The organism is Roseburia sp. AM51-8, assembly GCF_003478275.1.
Classification (GTDB): Bacteria; Bacillota; Clostridia; order Lachnospirales; family Lachnospiraceae; genus Pararoseburia; species Pararoseburia lenta.
On sequence record NZ_QUEY01000002.1, the window covers coordinates 348,269 to 366,590 of the forward strand.

Annotated in this window: 19 protein-coding genes; all 19 read left to right on the top strand. The window is 43.3% G+C overall.

All coding sequences use genetic code 11. The features are described 5' to 3' along the window. The first annotated feature begins 60 nt into the window (after nt 1-60). Nucleotides 61-339, top strand: a complete 279-nt coding sequence (locus DW996_RS05375) for a flagellar biosynthesis anti-sigma factor FlgM (protein ID WP_118280395.1) — start codon at nt 61-63, stop codon at nt 337-339. A gap of 12 nt (nt 340-351) precedes the next feature. Next, the gene (locus DW996_RS05380) at nt 352-864 is read left to right on the top strand and encodes a flagellar protein FlgN (protein WP_118280394.1); all 513 of its coding nucleotides are present in this window, start codon (nt 352-354) and stop codon (nt 862-864) included. 45 nt (nt 865-909) lie between these two features. Further along, complete coding sequence (gene flgK / locus DW996_RS05385) at nt 910-2,646, top strand: flagellar hook-associated protein FlgK (RefSeq protein ID WP_118280393.1); 1,737 nt, start codon at nt 910-912, stop codon at nt 2,644-2,646. A 19-nt stretch (nt 2,647-2,665) separates the two neighbouring features. Beyond that, complete coding sequence (flgK, locus tag DW996_RS05390; RefSeq protein WP_118280392.1) at nt 2,666-4,531, top strand: flagellar hook-associated protein FlgK; 1,866 nt, start codon at nt 2,666-2,668, stop codon at nt 4,529-4,531. Between the two features lie 42 nt (nt 4,532-4,573). Then, complete coding sequence (locus tag DW996_RS13245; RefSeq protein ID WP_243098677.1) at nt 4,574-4,882, top strand: flagellin N-terminal helical domain-containing protein; 309 nt, start codon at nt 4,574-4,576, stop codon at nt 4,880-4,882. 41 nt (nt 4,883-4,923) lie between these two features. Further along, on the top strand, nt 4,924-6,201 hold the full coding sequence (locus DW996_RS05395) for a flagellar hook-associated protein 3 (RefSeq protein WP_243098678.1): 1,278 nt from the start codon (nt 4,924-4,926) through the stop codon (nt 6,199-6,201). A gap of 33 nt (nt 6,202-6,234) precedes the next feature. Beyond that, nucleotides 6,235-6,690, top strand: a complete 456-nt coding sequence (gene fliW / locus DW996_RS05400; protein WP_118280390.1) for a flagellar assembly protein FliW — start codon at nt 6,235-6,237, stop codon at nt 6,688-6,690. Nucleotides 6,691-6,693: 3 nt separating this feature from the next. Further along, the gene (gene csrA / locus DW996_RS05405; RefSeq protein ID WP_118280389.1) at nt 6,694-6,909 is read left to right on the top strand and encodes a carbon storage regulator CsrA; all 216 of its coding nucleotides are present in this window, start codon (nt 6,694-6,696) and stop codon (nt 6,907-6,909) included. 139 nt (nt 6,910-7,048) lie between these two features. Beyond that, nucleotides 7,049-7,465 (top strand): flagellar protein FlaG, encoded by a 417-nt coding sequence (locus DW996_RS05410; RefSeq protein WP_118280388.1) that lies wholly within the window; start codon nt 7,049-7,051, stop codon nt 7,463-7,465. 10 nt (nt 7,466-7,475) lie between these two features. Then, nucleotides 7,476-9,947, top strand: coding sequence for a flagellar filament capping protein FliD (gene fliD, locus DW996_RS05415; protein WP_118535087.1), 2,472 nt, complete (start codon nt 7,476-7,478; stop codon nt 9,945-9,947). Nucleotides 9,948-9,969: 22 nt separating this feature from the next. Then, entirely contained in the window at nt 9,970-10,359 is a 390-nt protein-coding gene (gene fliS, locus DW996_RS05420; RefSeq protein ID WP_118535088.1) for a flagellar export chaperone FliS, read from the top strand. 11 nt (nt 10,360-10,370) lie between these two features. After that, on the top strand, nt 10,371-10,850 hold the full coding sequence (gene flgN / locus DW996_RS05425; protein WP_158575222.1) for a flagellar export chaperone FlgN: 480 nt from the start codon (nt 10,371-10,373) through the stop codon (nt 10,848-10,850). Between the two features lie 170 nt (nt 10,851-11,020). Further along, nucleotides 11,021-11,860, top strand: a complete 840-nt coding sequence (locus tag DW996_RS05430; RefSeq protein WP_118535090.1) for a flagellin N-terminal helical domain-containing protein — start codon at nt 11,021-11,023, stop codon at nt 11,858-11,860. 101 nt (nt 11,861-11,961) lie between these two features. Beyond that, nucleotides 11,962-13,734: a LicD family protein gene (locus tag DW996_RS05435; RefSeq protein WP_118535091.1), complete on the top strand. Its 1,773-nt coding sequence runs from the start codon at nt 11,962-11,964 to the stop codon at nt 13,732-13,734. After that, nucleotides 13,734-15,032, top strand: a complete 1,299-nt coding sequence (locus DW996_RS05440) for a LicD family protein (RefSeq protein WP_118535092.1) — start codon at nt 13,734-13,736, stop codon at nt 15,030-15,032. Before DW996_RS05435 ends, DW996_RS05440 begins: the two co-directional genes overlap by 1 nt. Continuing rightward, a complete protein-coding gene (locus DW996_RS05445; protein ID WP_118535093.1) occupies nt 15,029-16,087 on the top strand; it encodes a class I SAM-dependent methyltransferase in 1,059 nt (352 codons plus the stop codon). The genes DW996_RS05440 and DW996_RS05445 overlap by 4 nt, the downstream gene beginning before the upstream one ends. A gap of 9 nt (nt 16,088-16,096) precedes the next feature. Then, nucleotides 16,097-16,555: a LicD family protein gene (locus DW996_RS13595; protein WP_118535094.1), complete on the top strand. Its 459-nt coding sequence runs from the start codon at nt 16,097-16,099 to the stop codon at nt 16,553-16,555. Further along, the gene (locus DW996_RS05455; protein WP_118535095.1) at nt 16,537-17,079 is read left to right on the top strand and encodes a hypothetical protein; all 543 of its coding nucleotides are present in this window, start codon (nt 16,537-16,539) and stop codon (nt 17,077-17,079) included. The genes DW996_RS13595 and DW996_RS05455 overlap by 19 nt, the downstream gene beginning before the upstream one ends. A gap of 46 nt (nt 17,080-17,125) precedes the next feature. Then, a complete protein-coding gene (locus tag DW996_RS13600) occupies nt 17,126-18,298 on the top strand; it encodes a Gfo/Idh/MocA family oxidoreductase (protein WP_199642625.1) in 1,173 nt (390 codons plus the stop codon). Nucleotides 18,299-18,322 lie beyond the last annotated feature (24 nt).

Genomic DNA, 18,322 nt, shown 5'->3' on the forward strand with positions numbered 1-18,322 from the left:
TAATCATTGTGTAAAAGCAAAAAGAGCTTCATGTTTCAAGGAAGAAAGGAGAGTGCCATTATGCGTATAGAAGCATATAATCAGGTAGCACAACTCTATAAGACGAATAAGACTTCAAGCACCCGCCCGGCGTCAGCAAGTGCTATGGGAAGAGACGAAGTGCAGATTTCATCTTTTGGACGTGACTATCAGATCGCAAAGAAGGCAGTCGCAGAAGCTTCGGATATCAGGGAAGATAAAGTTGCTGAAATGAAATCAAAGTACGAGTCAAATGATTATCAGGTAGATACCGGAGATTTTGCAAGCAAATTGCTTGAAAAATATCAGATGGGACTGTAAGGAGAATCGTAAGTGGCTAGTTTAGTAGAAGAATTACTCGTAGGAATGAAAAAAGAAGATGCATGTTATACCAGATTACTGGAACTGTCCGAGAACAAGAGACAGGCGATCATTGCAGGTGCAGTGGCTGATCTGGAAGAGGTGACTGCTACAGAAGAAAGTATCAGTAGTGACTTGAAAAATCTGGAAAACAAGCGCGTGAGTATTCTTCGCGATATGGCTGTAGTTTTAGGACATGACGGTGAGCAGTTGACTGTGACCAATGTCATCGAGCAGTTAGACGGACAGCCAAAAGAGCAGGGCGATCTGACGGCAGCCAGAGACGCACTTGTAGACGTTGCCACACGTTTACAGACAGCAAATGCACAAAACAGTGTACTTCTCCAGCAGGCATTAGAGATGGTTGAGTTTGACCTGACTTTGTTCAAGAGTCTGAAGCAGGCACCCGAAACAGCGAATTATGACAAGAATGCTTACAACACGGGAGAACTGCTTGGCAGCAGTAGCTTTGATACATCCCAATAAAAGGATAACCGGGGCTTTTGAATTAGAGTTAGAGGAGGATATACCATGGCTAATGGATTCGGAAGCTTGTACGTGGGAGCGTCAGGATTACAGACACAACAAAATGCACTGAATGTTGTTGCCAACAATTTAGCAAACGTAAATACGAAGGGCTATGTACGCCAGCAGGTCGTATTTGCAGATAGAAATTATACATCTTTTGCATCAGCATCTATCAGTACACAGCGGGCAGGACTCGGTGTGGATATCGGTGATGTGGTTCATGCGAGAGATCTTTTTTTAGATAAAGCATATCGGTCCGCAACAGGACGTCAGGCATTCTATGCCGCCAGTTATGATGCGGTCTCCGAGGTAGAGACATATTTACAGGAAACGCAGGGACAGGCTTTTCAGACCTCGCTTGCCGATCTGTATGAAGCATTTTCTGAATTTGCAAAGGATCCGTCCGATGCAGTCAACCAGAATCTGGTCATGCAGAAGGCATCCCTTTTTGTCAGCCGTGTAAGTAGTCTGAATCAGGGACTTCAAAGTTATCAGTCAACGATCAATCGTAAGATTTCCGATGATGTTGACCGCATCAACGAACTGGGCACCAAAATCCAGGAATTAAATTTACAAATACAGAGAGTGGAAGCAGGCAAAGTGGAGACAGCCATGGATCTGCGCGATCAGAGAGACCTCTATTTAGATGAACTCTCCAGTCTTGCAAAGGTATCTTATTCCGAAAATGTTGATGGTATTGTCAAGGTACAGATCGACAATGTGGAATTTGTTACCGAGAATAATGTCTACCAGATGGCGATGCACGAGGATAAACTGACAGGTTTCCAGACCCCATACTGGCCGCAGTTATCTGATACCGAGAATGAAGACTACTATTATGTATTCGATACGGACAATGCCAATGCCACCAACGGCACGGATGTGGGAGAGGTCAAGGCGCTTCTTTTGGCAAGAGGTAGCGGTCATGCCAATTATCTGGATATGGCAGGGCTTAGCGCATACGACTATAGTACCGGGCTTTCCAATTCCATCATGATGAATACAGAGGCGGAACTGGACACTCTTTTCCATAGCATCGTGACCGCCATCAATGATACCCTCTGTCCGAATACGACCTATGGGGCAGTTAATTCCAATCTTGGCGGAGGTAGCATAACCGGTGTGGATGCGACAGGAAAGACTTGGACGATCACGGCGGATACCAAGATCTTAGATGAGGCAAATGCTTCGGTCGGCAGTGATGGAGAATTGCCGCCACACGAACTTTTCTCCCGCATCGGTTGCGACCGTTACACCAAGGTATCCCTTGCGGATGGCAGTACAGTTTATGTATATAACGAAGAAGATCCGAGCGATGAATCGACCTGCTATACCATCGAGGATACCGTCATCAACCCGGACATCATCGATGAAAAGAGTCTGATTCCCTATAAAAAACAGACAGGAGAGATCGATTATACTTTGGGCGCCAATCTGGAGCGTATCTGGGATCAGGAAAATTACCTGCTCAATCCTACCGATACGACACCATGTACCTTTACCGATTTTTACATCAAATGGATCGGCGAGGTTGGAACCGTCGGTTCTGTCTACAGTACGACTTCTGACAGTTTGCAGGGGACAGCAGATACCATCGACAACAACAGGCAGATGGTAGTAGGGGTTTCTTCCGACGAGGAACTGACCAACATGATCCGTTATCAATCAGCATACAACGCATCCAGCCGATATATTAATGTGGTGAGTACCATGATCGATTATCTGCTGAACTCATTATAGAAGGGAGGGCAAAGACGCTATGCCATCTTCATTTTTTGGACTTACCGTTGCCTACTCGGGCTTAAATGCCTCACAGGCATCCATCAATACAACGGCAAACAATATCTCCAATGTGCAGACCAAGGGATACAGCAAGCAGGTCGTCAATCTGACCGCATCTTCTGCCCTTCGCTGCTATCAGAGATACGGCAGCACAGGAACCGGTGTTACGGCGGATTCCGTTACTCAATTACGTGATGAATATTACGACGAGAAATACTGGAACAATCAGGCGACACTGGGGCTTTACGAAAAGAAACTTTACTATATGGAGCAGATCCAGAACTATTATACCGACGGAACGTTTTCGACCACAACAAGTTCCGGTTTCTCTACCATTTATGCCAAGATGTTCAATGCCTTAGATGCTGTCAAGACTAATGCCGGATCAAGTGCATCCCGCAATGAGTTCTTAAGCACCGCCGGAGAACTCTGCACTTATTTTAACAGTACGGCACAGCAGTTACAGAGTTTACAGACTTCCATCAATGATGAGATCAAGACGACGGTCGACAATGTCAATTCCATCGCCAAGAAGATCTCCATGCTCAACAAGCAGATCAATATCATTGAGATGGAGGGGGGACATGCCAACGAACTCCGCGACCAGCGTGCAACGCTGGTAGATGAACTTTCCAAGATCGTACCGACCAAGGTCGAGGAAAAGAAAGTAACCAACAGTAATTACGAGGATCAATATACAGGGGCTACCTATTATACAGTCAAGATCAACGGACAGACCCTGGTTGACAACTACGAATACAATGCCCTTGCCTGCAAGTCCAGAGATTACAAATACAATCAGTCCGATGTGGAAGGACTTTACGATCTGGTCTGGGCGTCCACAGGAGCAAGTTTTGATGCGACTGCGACTAACATGAGCGGCGAATTGCGTGCCATGTTTGAGATCCGCGATGGCAACAACAGCGAGAATCTGACCGGACGTGTGACGAAGACGAGCAGCACTTCCATGACGATCACGGGAGCCAATATTACAGATATCGACAAGATGAACATGCCGGCATCCGGCTCTATCTGGGTCAACAATAAGCAGTATTTCTATGATTCCTTTGAATGTGAAACGGATGCCGATGGCAACATCACTTCCTATACCTTTGATCTGAACAAGCCGCTCACGACGGATGAACAGACCAAACTTGCCAACAAGAAACTGGTAGTCGGGGAGAGCGTTAGTTTCATGGGGGTTCCGTATTACATGAACCAGATGAACACTTTCCTGCGATCTTTCTGTGAGGCGTTTAACAGCATTGAAAGAACCGGCGTGGATGCCGATGGCAATGACATGGGATCTGTCTTTGTGGCACAGAACAAAGCGCTGGGGACAGAGTATGATATGTCCGATGCCTTAAATGAGACCGATGCCAACGGCAATGTCTCTGGAACGACATTTACTTCTTCGGCAAATAATTACTATCAACTGACTGCGGGCAATGTCAAGATCGCAGAGGAATGCAGCGACCCGGATCGTTTTGCGACCCATACCAAGTCAGATACAGAGGATGGCGTAGATGCCTATGATCTGATCGAGCAATTAAAAAATCTGCAGAGCAAGACAGAACTCTTCCGCGGTGGCGGTGGCGATACTTTTTTACAATGTATCTATGCAGATGTTACGGTAGATACGCAGGAATGTGATGTTTTTACCGATAACTATACCAGCATAAGTACAACGATCAACAACCAGAGAATGTCCGTATCCGGCGTGGACGAGGACGAGGAGGCATTGGATCTGATGAAATTCCAGAATGCCTACAATTTGGCATCCAAGTGCATTTCCGTATTGGCAGATATGTACGACCAGTTGATCTTAAACACAGGTGTGTAGTTTAGAACGTGTGATTTATAAGAAAAGGAAAAGGTGACGAGTATGCGTGTTACGAACAATATGATTTTGAGGAACTCTTCCTATAATATCAATGGAACGAAAGGCAGTGTCAATTCATCCATGAACCAGATGACGACACAAAAGAAGATCAATAAGCCATCCGAAGATCCGGTGGTTGCCATTCGCTCCCTTCGTCTGAGCACCGGCCTGAGCCGTGTTGATCAGTATTACAAGAAGAATATCCCGGATGCAGAGTCCTGGCTGGATGTAACTGAGACAGCCCTCAACAACATGAAGTCATTGATGACGGATGTGCGTACCAGTGTGTCAACGGATCCACGGATACCCTGAATCAGGAAGACCGCAATACCATCCTCAAGCAGTTGAAGTCTTTGCAGAGCCAGTTGTATGCAGAAGGTAATGCAGACTATGCGGGAAGAACGGTATTTACCGGCTATCGTACCGATCAGGATCTGGTATTTACGGAGAATGAAACCAAGACCTCTTATCAGATCGATCAGACCTTTACCTATGAAGATCTGGAGAGTTTTCGCTATTATACCGGCAATGTCAAGGTGCCGGCAACTAAGGATGAGGTCTTAAACAGCGATATTTCCGATACCTTGCAGTCTAATTATTACAGACTGCGTACCTCTTATAACAAGATCGATGACATGCAGGCATTTTCTTACACGACCAAGGATGCCAACGGTCAGGAACAGACCAGGACCATCGATCTGGCAAATGCAACAGATCAGACCGGCACCAATGCCGATGGCTCTAATTTTACCTACAAGACGGCTACCGCAGTAGATGCAGGCGGTGCGGCAGTCAATCCGGCAAGAACCATGTATGTCTTTGATACTGAGGAGGACTGGGCGGCTGCTATGGGACAGAAGCAGGTCGGCGACAATGATATTGTCCTGATCAAGGAAAACGGAAACATTGTACTTGGCGAGCAGGTTTCCTCGGAGTTCCGTACCAACAAGGCGACCATTTCTACGACCTATGACAAGACCGGATTTGACAAAGGGGAACTGCGGCCGGAGTATTATTTCAACTGTACCAACAAGACGGATGCCAACAATCCGATCAGTTATAAAAAGTATGATGAAAATGGCAAGGAAATCGGCTATGATATCAATTATACCGTTGCCAACAATCAGGAACTGACGGTAAATACCGAGGCATCCGATGCTTTCAACAGTGATATCCAAAGAGATATTGACGATATGATCACATCTGTGACCAATGCGATCAGCGCGCATGACAAACTGACCGAGCTAAAGGCAATGAAGGGGGAAGCCCAGTATGCCGAGAAAGAGTACCAGACCAAACTGGATGAATGGATCACGGCAGCCCAGAAAGAGGCTGATTACGCAGACGACCATCTGCAAAAGTTGTTCAGTTCTGAGATCGGCAAGGTTGACGGCTATCTGAGCAATATTAACCTGTCTATCACCCAGGTGGGGTGTACAGGGGACCAGTTGCAGTTGACCGAGACCAGAATGAGCAACCAGCAGGAGACTTTGCAGGAATTGCAGTCTGACAATGACAACTTGGATCTTTCAGAGATCATCATCAATTATACAGCCATGTATAATGCTTATCAGTCATCACTGACGGCAGCAGGAAAACTGAGTGGCATGACACTTTTGAACTATTTATAAAATGTGCCATAACAAAGGCAAAAGGAGAGGAATATGCGAGTAGAAACAAGACTATTTGGGGAAATTGATATAGCAGAGGAAAAGATCATCACCTTGGGCAGAGGCTTGATCGGTTATCCGGATATGAAACGTTTTACCCTGATCTTTGATGAGGAAAAGCAGGGCAAGATCATGTGGCTGCAATCACTGGATGAGCCACAGTTTGCTATGCCGGTCGTAGATCCGGCGGGCATCTGCGCGGACTACAATCCGACCGTCAATGATGAACTTTTAACACCACTGGGTCAGTTTAGTGAGGAATCTTTGTTTGTGCTGGTGACGATCCGTGTGCCATCGGACATTACCCGGATGACGATCAATCTTAAAGGACCGATCATCATCAATACCGATAATCTCCGTGGCGAGCAGATCATCGTGGAAGATGAAGTGCAGACACGTTTCCCGATCTATGACATTTTAAAGAGCAGAAAAGAGAAGGCAGGTGAGTAAGAGATGCTGGCATTAACGAGAAAAAAAGGCGAATCCATCGTCATCAACAATAATATTGAGATCAGCGTATTGGAGATCCGCGGAGACCAGATCAAGATCGGTATCTCTGCACCAAAGGATGTGCCGATCTATCGCAAGGAAGTATATTTGCAGATCCAGGAAGAGACCAAGGAAGCCATGAATGTGGAAGGTCTGGAAGCACTGGAAAACCTGTTTTAAAAAGAATGGATAGGAAGAGATTTGTGGGAGAAGATCCGCAAATCTCTTTTTGCATATGGGGTTAAGAATTCCAGCGCACAGTCGATATAAGATGTAGAAGAATTGATGTCGTTTATATTTTGCACACGGAGGTGTAAGGATGAAAGTAGAATCAATGCAACAGGTAAACAGCAGTTACCAGAGCCAGGGAAGTGCTAATGTGGCTGCGCAGGCTGTACCGGCAAAGAGTGGTACAGCGTCTACCAATGACATGAGCATGCAGCAAAAGGCAAAGGATGCTGTTACGATCACGGAAGATGGTGTCAAGACAGGAAATGTTCGGGAAGATGGACAGGCGAGCAACGAACAGATCCGTCAGGCTGTAGATACGATCAATAAGAATGCACACAATGAGGAGGCTGTCTTTGGCATCCATGAGGCAACCAACCGTGTGACGATCAAGATTGTGGACAAGGAGACAAAGGAAGTCATCAAGGAGTTTCCACCGGAAAAGACATTGGATATGATCGCGAAGGTCTGGGAAATGGCGGGGATCATGGTAGACGAGAGAAGATAGGAGGCAGCATATGACAATTCGTATGTCAGGTATGGTATCAGGTATGGATACAGAATCATTAGTGTCCGCTATGGTATCTACTTATGTATCAAAGAAAGAAAAATATCAGAAAGCCCAGACCAAGTTGTCCTACAAGCAGGATGCATGGAAGGCTTTGAATACCAAAGTATATAGTTTATATTCATCTATCAGTAGTCTGCGTTTTTCATCTGCTTACAGCATGAAAAAGACGACGGTTTCAGATGCAACAAAGGCAACGATCACTGCGGGCAGCAATGCCATCAATGGTACACAGAGTCTGCAGATCAAGCAGTTGGCAAGATCCGGTTATATCACAGGGGCCAAACTTGCCAAAGGCACGAATGAGGATACGACACTGGCTTCTTTGGGCTATACCGGTGCAGATACGACAATCTCTGTCAAGACAGCATCCGGCACCAAGGATATCACGATTGGTAAGGACAGCAAGATCTCTGATGTTGTCAAAGCCATGAATGATGCAGGTGTTAAGGCTAGTTTTGATGCGACCAACTCCAGAATGTTTGTCAGTTCCACAGAGACCGGTACAGCCAATGATTTTGCTCTGACGGCCGCAGATGGCAATGGACTCAAGGTCTTGTCATCCCTGGGAATCCTGGTGAAGTCCGATGCGGCAGATGCTGCCTATAAGGCAAATGCTGCTTATGCACTTGGTACCATGGGCACCGATGCAGACGGCAATGTGGTTTCCTATTTTGAATTGGATGATGATGGCAATATCAAGTATGATTCTGACGGAAAGGCGATCGTGCGCGCAGGCGTTACTTACAGTGCTTCCGAGACTCAGAAGGCAATCCAGGAGATCATGGAAAAACTTGCCAATGCCTATGACAGCAACAGCAAGTTAGATGCAGAAAAGAAAGAACTGACTTCAAAGATTGATTATACCGAAGCAAAAAATGCGGTAAATGATGTTCTTGCAAAAGATAAAGGCGACCGCCTGATCCAATTATTAAAGACGGAAAATCAGGATAAGGTCTATGTCGGACCGGATGGGCAGACCTACACTGGACGGAGTGAGGTCAAGGACAACGATGGTAATGTAACCGGCTATCACTATTACAATACTAAGACTATCAAGGTCAACGGAACCTATCTGGATGTAGAAGATGAGGACAAGCCGTCTTTGGATGTATCTGCGGATGAGAAGATTGAACTGGCATCCAAAGAGATCAATACCCTTGCAGAGAAGTTGGGTTTGATCACGAAAAAAACTGAGACCGCGGAAGATGGCACAGAGACCGAAAAGACAGATTCTACAGCTTTAAATACCTTGAAATCACAGTTGAAGACGGTAATGGCTGTGGATGATAATGCCATCTATACCGACGAGGATAAGGCGGCATATTATCTGAGCGATGATCAGATGACAGAGGCAAAGGCAAGACTGGAAGAGATCGCGCTGGCAACCAAGACCAACGATGCTACCATTGCGGCTAACAGTTACTGGGATGTCAAGGATTATTCTGCGTACTATGAGAATGGAGTTTTAAGCAGTGATAAACTGGCAGATCTGGCAGCATCCATTACGGATAAGATCACAACGGCAAAAGAGATCGTGACCGGAGAGACAGCGTTTGCTTACAACGAAGGTGCGACCCGTGTAGATGCACAGGATGCGACCATCATCTTAAATGATGCGGAGTTTACGTCATCAACCAATACCTTTAATATCAATGGGCTGACGATCAAAGCACTTGCAACGACTGCTGCGGGTGAGACACTCAGCATCAATACCGATACGGATACCCAGGGGCTTTATGACAAGATCAAGGATTTTCTGACTCAGTATAATGAGATCATCAATGAGATTACCAGTCTTTACAATGCAGATTCCGCTAAGGGTTACGATCCATTGACAGATGATGAAAAGTCTTCTATGAGCGATTCCGAGATTGAAAAGTGGGAGACCAAGATCAAGGATGCCATCCTGCGAAAGGATTCCACGCTGGGAACCATTCAGAATGCTATGACGAGTGCCATGATGCAGTCTTATACAGTCAATGGTAAGTCCTATTCTCTGGCAAGTTTTGGTATCTCTACCTTGGGATATCTGAATGCTTCCAAGAATGAGAACTATGCATATCATATCGATGGGGATTCTGAGGATACTGCTACCTCCGGCAAGACCGACAAACTCATGACGGCACTGGAAAACGATCCGGATTCTGTTATTGACTTTATGAAGCAGTTGACTTCCGGTCTGTATACAGCACTGGATAAGCAGATGAAGGGTACCAATTTAAGAAGTACCTATACCATCTACAATGACAAGCAGATGGCTTCTGAGTATAGCAACTACACCACCTTGATCAAGCAGTGGGAAGAAAAGATCCAGGATTATGAAGATCGTTACTATAACCAGTTTTCAAAGATGGAGTCCTCTCTTGCAAAACTGCAGAGTTCGACATCATCCTTGTCATCCTTGTTTGGAAATTCATAATTGAGTAGGAAGGGGAAAAACAATGGTACCTAATAATGGGTATAATGCGTATGCAAAGAATAAGATCATGACGGCTTCACCGGCAGAACTGACACTTATGCTCTATGAGGGGGCAATCAAGTTTTGCAATATTGCGGTCGTTGCGATCGAAAATAAAGATTATGCCAAGGCGAATACCAATATCCAGAAGGCAGAACGGATTATCGGTGAGTTTAAGGCAACCTTGAATCATAAATATGCAACGGCAAAAGATTTCGATGCTGTCTATGATTATCTTCTGGATCGCCTGATTCAGGCGAATATGAAAAAAAATCCGGAGATTTTAGAAGAGGTCTTAAAACATCTGCGCACGATGCGTGATACATGGAAAGAAGTCATGAAGATCACAAAGAACGGCACAGTGGTAGCATAAGAGGAGCAAAGATGGACGAGAAGAATTATATTCAGATTTTAGAAGATAGTCTGGAATCCAAGATCGATCTCTTACGCCGCCTGCAGGTGCTGTGTCAGGAACAGGCAGAGATCTTGAAAGATCCCAATGCGATGCCGGAAGCCTTTGAAGAAAATATAGAGGAAAAGGGCAAGTTGATCGATCGGCTTTCGGCTCTGGATCAGGGCTTTGATGCTTTCTTTGCAAAGGTCAAGGATCAGTTGGAAAACAATCGGGATCAGTACCGTGATTCCATCGCTCACATGCAGGAGATGATCCGGGAGATCACACAGCGCAGTTCCAACTTACAGGTCTTGGAGAAGCAGAACTCTGAATTGGCAAAGGCAAAGTTCAGCCAGATCCGCACCCAGACCAAGGAGATCCGTCAGAGCCGTAAGGTTGTCAATTCTTATTATCAGAATATGATGAAGATGAATACGGTTGATCCGCAGTTTATGGATCGGAAAAAATAAAAAATTTCCATTTAGGTATTAAGTATTGGAAAATGTCTCCGATATAGAAAGTACAAGGGCAAGAAACACTTGCTCGTGAGGAAGCCGGAGCGTGTACGGCGAGGGCTGACTCACTGATAATCAATCACATCTGTCATGGAGGACAGATTATATTCAAGGAGGAATGAATTATGGTAGTACAACACAATATGCAGGCAGCAAACGCTAGCCGAGTTCTTAACGTAACAGCTGGACAGCAGGCAAAGAGCACAGAGAAGTTATCTTCTGGTTACAGAATTAACCGTGCAGCAGATGATGCAGCAGGTCTTTCAATTTCTGAGAAGATGCGTAAGCAGATCAGAGGTCTTGATCGGGCTTCTACAAATGCACAGGATGGTGTATCAGCAGTGCAGACAGCAGAAGGTGCTTTGAACGAAGTACACTCAATGCTCCAGAGAATGAATGAGTTGGCAGTTCAGGCAGCCAACGGTACAAATGCATCAAAGGATGTTCAGTCTATCAAGGACGAGATCAAGCAGTTAAATACGGAGATTACTCGTATTGCAGATACCACCGATTTCAATGGCAAGAAGATGTTAAAAGCTGGTCAGGATGAAGTAAAGATTTTTGTAGGCTATACATCAGATGCTCAGAATAATATTTCCATTGCGAATAAAGATTTAAATGCTGTAGCAAATGCTATTTCAGCAGATGCATTTATGACGGCACAATCTAATAAGGCAACGTCAGCACAGGCACAGAGTTTCCTTTCTACAATCTCATCACAGATTGAGACAGTTTCTAGTATGAGATCTGATTTCGGTGCTATCCAGAACAGACTTGAGCATACAATCGACAACTTGGATAACGTTGTAGAGAATGTAACATCTGCTGAGTCACGTATCCGTGATACAGATATGGCTGATGAGATGGTTAAGTACTCTAAGAATAACATTCTTACACAGGCTGGCCAGTCAATGCTTGCTCAGGCAAATCAGTCAACACAGGGTGTATTATCACTTCTTCAGTAATCTAGGTTACTAGGAGTAAATTGTAAAGTATTCGTACACAATACTTCCGGGAGTCATGGGAGACCATGGCTCCTTTTTTAGATGAATAGGAGAATAGATATATGCATAATCCAATACTTACAATATCTATATTAATATCAGGTGAGTACAATGACGTAAAGAGATGTCTGGATTCCATTCAGCCGCTGATGAGACTGGTTCCATCAGAACTGATTCTGACGGATACAGGTTGCAAGCCCGAGGTGCGCAGGCTGATAGAGCAGTACACGGACCAGATTATGGAGTTTACCTGGATCAATGATTTTTCTGCAGCCAGAAATGTGGGGTTAAAGGTGGCTCGCGGAGAATGGTTTATGTATCTTGATGATGATGAATGGTTAGAGAAGGCAGAGAAACTAGCCGAATTTTTTATGTCAGAGGAGCAGAGGGATTATGACGTGGTATTGTACTACCAGCGCAATTATTCTGATATGGATATGTCCGGCTATATGGATTATGCTGTTGACAGGATTATACGGATTAGTCCCGAATTACATTTTGAAAATCGTGTTCACGAAGCCTATGCCGGAATCAGAGTCAGAAAAAAGAAACAATTGAACGTAATAGCTCATCATCTTGGTTATGTTTATAAAAATGAAGCAGAACAACAGGCTAAATTTATGCGCAATGGCAAGCTCCTGGAACTTGAATGTAAGGAAAAACCACAGGATATGCGGCTTTGGCACCAATACGCTGCAAATTACTGGATGGTGAAGGACTGGAAAAAATCAGCAGATATCTGTTATCAAGCGATTAAGAAACCGAGCGATTCCAAATATTGGGATATGCTTCACACGGATTTGTTGTACTGTCTTGCAATGGAACAATCCTGGGAGAAGTTGATTGCTACGGGTCAGGAATTTGTTTGCAACAATCTTTATCCTTATCAAAAGTTTGGCGTACGCCAGTTTCTCGTAAAAGCATATTTTATGATTGGACAGTATGATAAAGTTTGTGAACAGGTTACAAAGGTAATTAATGCCTATAGATATTATAAAAGAGATCCTCTGCAGTTTGCAGATGGACAACTTGGGGGATACATCTTTTTTAATCGGGATAATATCTCAGAGATGTTATTATATATTGTGGTGGCAGTAATTCATGAGGAAAGAACAGATTTATTGCAACTTATAGCAAACAAAGAGATATGTAATGAAATGGCATATTTAGAGAGAGAAAGAAGAGAAGAACTGGCAGGGTATACACTCCAATGTGAACTGGTGACGAAGCATAAAGAATATATAGAGAACCATACATATATCAGGGAACTTTTGAGAAAAACAGGAGTTTATGATTATATTGCTCAATTGTATGAAATAAACGTGGAAGAGGAGAAAACGGCAGGAGACGTTTTGTTAGATAGGCTGGAATTTGAGCCCTCATTTTTTGAGCCTGAGACAAGAAATAGCTTTTATATTGAGCCGATGATGAAAAATGCCTGGGCAGCACAGCTGGAACTGTTAGACTTGATTGGAGAAATATGTCGTACATATGACATAAAGTATTTTGTGGATTGGGGAACTTTACTTGGGGCCGTAAGGCATCATGGTTATATACCATGGGATGATGCTGCTGATATTGGAATGCTTAGGGGGGACTATATACGGTTTCGTGAAGTGATAGAACAATATGAGGGATTGACGCTCCACGATAAAATTAACACAGAAGGTTGGGGAATGCATGCTGCAAGGGTCTCCACAAAAGGCAGAATAAGTCTAAGCAGAGGTAACTTAAAGGCGCATAGAGGCTTTCCTTTTCCGATAGGAGTTGACGTGTTTATAATCGATTATGCCCTGATGATGAAGAACTACGGAAAGAGCAGAAGAATATATTGATGGAAATTGCCGCAGTATATAATGATAGAAAGTGGCTTAGGGAGAATGAATTTTCATCAGATGAATATGAAAAACATTATGCGCGTTATGTTCGTGGAGTCAGAATGATTGAGGAACACTGTAGTATGAAGTTTTCCCAGACATATCCAACTGAACTGGAGTTGCTAATCCTTATAGAGGAAGTTTCAGGAATGTATGGACCGGAAGATGGTAGGATGTTAACACAGGCAACCTGTTTAGTGGCATATGACAATTATTTTATTTCGGAGACGGCGTATAAAGAGATGATTATGATGCCTTTTGAAAATATTATGGTTCCGGTGCCTGTAGGTTATGACGAGATTCTTCGCGCCAAATATGGAGAAAACTATATGGTGCCGGCTAACATAGGAGGAGGACATAATTATCCATTTTATAATTCGTATATTAGAGAATTGTATGGTAAGGGAGAGACGGAAGATATTACGGAACAGAGGATTTACATAGAGAAAGCAACCAGTCATTATTATGTCGATTTTATAAACAAAACATCAGAAAGCGCGGTGCCAACAAGTCTTGATAAAATACCGGCAGCTATGCTGGAGGTTTTGGCAGAAATTCAAAGAATATGCACTAAGTACGATATAAAATACTACGCATACGGGGATACATTGCGTGGGGCAGTAGAGTATCATGGATTTATGCCGGGTATAGAAGATATAGACTTGGCCATGCAGAGATCTGATTATGAGAGATTTCTTGACTTGCTGAAGACGGATTTGGGAGTTTGGTTTGACTATAGCAATGTGTATGTGAATGAAAGACATGAGGATATGCGATGTTATGTTATGTCCGATTCGTATCTGGTAAATGAGCAGGAATATGAGGGGAGATTTCACGGCTGTCTACATATGGTAGCAGTATGTGTAACAGCAATTGATGATGTGCCAATGGAACCTCAAAAACGTAATATGAGCACTATGTATATAAAAGAATTACTAAAGACAGCTAACACCATGCCGTCACTACCGCCATATTCTGAAGATGTTTTGCATGTGGTACAAGAGTGGCGGCAAATTTCAGATGTGGATATAAATGAAGAGGCTGATTTACGAAGAGAATTTATCAGATGTGCAGATATGGTAGCTATGGCGTATAAGGAGCCAGAGACAACGATGGTAAGGGTGTCTGCAGAACTGCAGAATAATATGGATAGAATCTATGCAAAATCTTGGTTTGAAGAAACAGTTGAAAAACCATTTGAGGAAATAACAATATCGATACCAATAGGATACAAATATATTTTGGGGGAAGAATGATGCAGGATATTGAAAGACAGATACAGGTAATTAATAAAATAATCCATGCTACAGACGAAGAAATCCATAATCTGAAATTTCTGTTGGATAGAATTAATGAATTTGGAATCACACCGTTGGCATGGCTGCAGGAACTGGATGACAAACCAATTTATACAGAAAATGGAATGATACAAGTGCCCGGGGAACTTGCAAGTTTTTGCCTTTTTTTGTCAGAACAAGAAATACATACCGCGTTAGAGGTGGGAGTATATAGGGGAAGAAGTTCGTATTTTATTTGTGCGGTACTGTATCGTATGTGCCCGAATCTAGTTTATCATATGGTGGATATTGCAGATTACTTGGATGGATTTGAAGAATTTCAACAAGTGCTTCCCTGCTTGAAAAAACATATTCCAAATACTACTGCAGATTTTATTGCCCAGCAGTATGATTTTGTTTTTATCGATGCGGATCATAGTTATGAAGGCTCTATGGCAGACTATCTGAATGTGGGACAATATGCGAAGAAGATGGTTTGCTTTCATGATATATACGCTCACGAATATGATTCGCAAAAAGGGGGGACAGTGCGTACCTGGGAAGAAGTGTGCACAATGACACCGGGCTTGCCAAAGATGGTTTTTTCACAGTTCCCAAATCGATGGATGGGGATTGGTGTTGTCATCAATCTTTCAAATGGCGATGCACCTATTACGGCGCCGGAAACCTATCATACGGTGGTCGCGAATAGGGATGATTTTATGCGGAATATTGAAAAGAAAACTGGTTTATATGTCTATGGCGCCAGAAATGATAGTCGTAGAATGTATCGGGCATTAAAGCAGATGCATTGTCCGGTCATAGGACTTCTGATTAGTGAAGAATCCGAGAATCCGGAAAAGGTCGAAGATATTCCGGTATTTAATATCAATGAGATTGTGGTGGGTGATACGGAGGAAATTGTTATTTGTTATCGTCCATCAATCCGTCAGGATGCATTGGATAAACTGGAAAAATATAAAGAACAGTTGATAGTATGCGATGATTTGATCGCTTCATTTATCAAGGGGTAGGAGAAAAGAATGCTACAGTTTACGGAGGACTATTTTCAAGAGGAAGAACGCGAGGGATTTGTGGTTTCATCTATGATGAAACGAGTGTGGGCAGCTCAGCTTGTGGTTTTAGAAGAGATTGGGAGAGTATGTCAGAAACTGAAAATTCCATTTTGGGCAGATTGGGGTACGATGCTCGGCGCTGTGCGTCATCATGGGTTTATTCCATGGGATGATGATATGGATATTTGTATGATGCGAAAGGATTATATGCGCTTTTTGCAGGAAGCCCCCGGTTTGTTGGATCATTGGTATGAGTTGAAGAGCGTCTATAATGATCCCACATATGATATTGTGAAAGCACGTATCATCAATGGTCGGCATATGAATTTCGAATCCGCATTTTGCAAAAATTCTATGGTTGTCCTTATGTTGTTGGAATTGACATTTTTCCTATCGATAATATTCCGATGGATGAAAAGAAATTAAAAAATCAGGTGGACCTGTTAAAATTACTTTTGAAGATAGAGGCGAGTATTCCGGAAGAAGCACCTTATAGTCAGGATGATATTTCGCTGATTCAAAATATGGAAAAGACATTGGGAATAGAGGTAGACTATCAAAATAGATTGCGTCATGAAGTTAAGAGAGCATTTGATTTGGTATCCGCCCAATATATTGATGAAGATACACCGGAAGTAAGTTGTATGATGGCATTGGCCGCGGATTGGGACTGGTATCACTGCAAACGGGATTGGTATAATAGGGATATAGAGATGCCTTTTGAAAATACAACAATACCGGTTCCAAGTGGTTATGATGGTATTTTAAAATGCAATTACGGCTCTGATTATATGATTCCTAAAAATGTCGGAAGTTCACATGATTATCCGTTCTATAAGGAACAGATGCAGGGGCTAAAAGAAGTTATGGAAAGAGAATTCCATCAGCAACTTTCAGATGAAATGATGGAACAGATAATCGATATGAAGGTGGCAGAAAACTATAGATAGATTATAGATAAATCAAGGATGATTTATTAGAATCATGGAGGAACAGATGAAGAAGGTAATTACTTATGGGACTTTTGATTTATTCCATGAAGGACACTACAGATTGCTAGAACGGGCAAAGGCATTAGGAGACTATCTGATAGTAGGTGTTACCACAGAGCACTTTGACGAGGCCAGAGGCAAAGTGAATGTGGTGGATTCGATTATGGAACGAATTGAAAATGTGCGAAAGACTGGTTTTGCGGATGAAATTATAATTGAGGATCACGAGGGACAAAAGATCGAAGATATCCAAAAGTATGGGGTGGATATTTTTACGGTGGGATCTGATTGGATTGGAAATTTTGATTATCTGAAGCAGTTTTGTCAGGTCGTCTACCTGGAACGCACACCGGATATCTCCTCCAGCATGCTTCGGAAAAATAAATTTCAGATTATTAATGTGGGTATTGTGGGAACAGGGCGTATTGTTCCGCGATTTATTGCAGAGGCAAAGTATGTTAGTGGTATCAATATCCGATGTACCTATAACCCGGAGATTATCGACACCTATGCCTGGGACAACCGACACGACATTCCAAACTACCACGATACATACGAGGATTTTTTGGATCAGGTGGATGCTGTCTATATTGCATCTCCCAATGAAACCCACTACGAATATGCAAAACAGGCTTTGGAAAGTGGAAAACATGTCTTATGTGAAAAACCGGTTGCCTTTACCAAAAGAGAGGCAGAGGAGTTGTATGGCTATGCCAAAGAACATCAAATAGTGTTGATGGAGGCGGTTAAGACAGCCTATTGTCCGGGATTTGGTCAGCTTTTGAACGTTGCAAAAAGTGGCAGGATTGGAGAAATCCGTGATGTGGAGGCATGTTTTACCAGACTTGCAACTATGGACTCTAGAGAGCGGTCAGATGCATCCTATGGTGGCAGTTTCTTGGAATTTAGTAGTTACACTTTATTACCGGCAATCAAACTATTAGGGACAGAGTATAAAGATGTGCATTTTGACATTCTTTTTGATGATAAAGGTGTGGATGTATATACCAAGGTGAGTCTGACATATGACGATGCTATGGCATTGGCAAAAAATGGTGTGGCGGTGAAGTCAGAAGGACAACTGGTAATTGCCGGTACCAATGGCTATATTCTGGCACCATCTCCTTGGTGGCTTACCAGGAGATTTGAAGTGCATTACGAAGACCCGGGAAGGTAGAAGTCTTTGAGCCGACATTCCAAG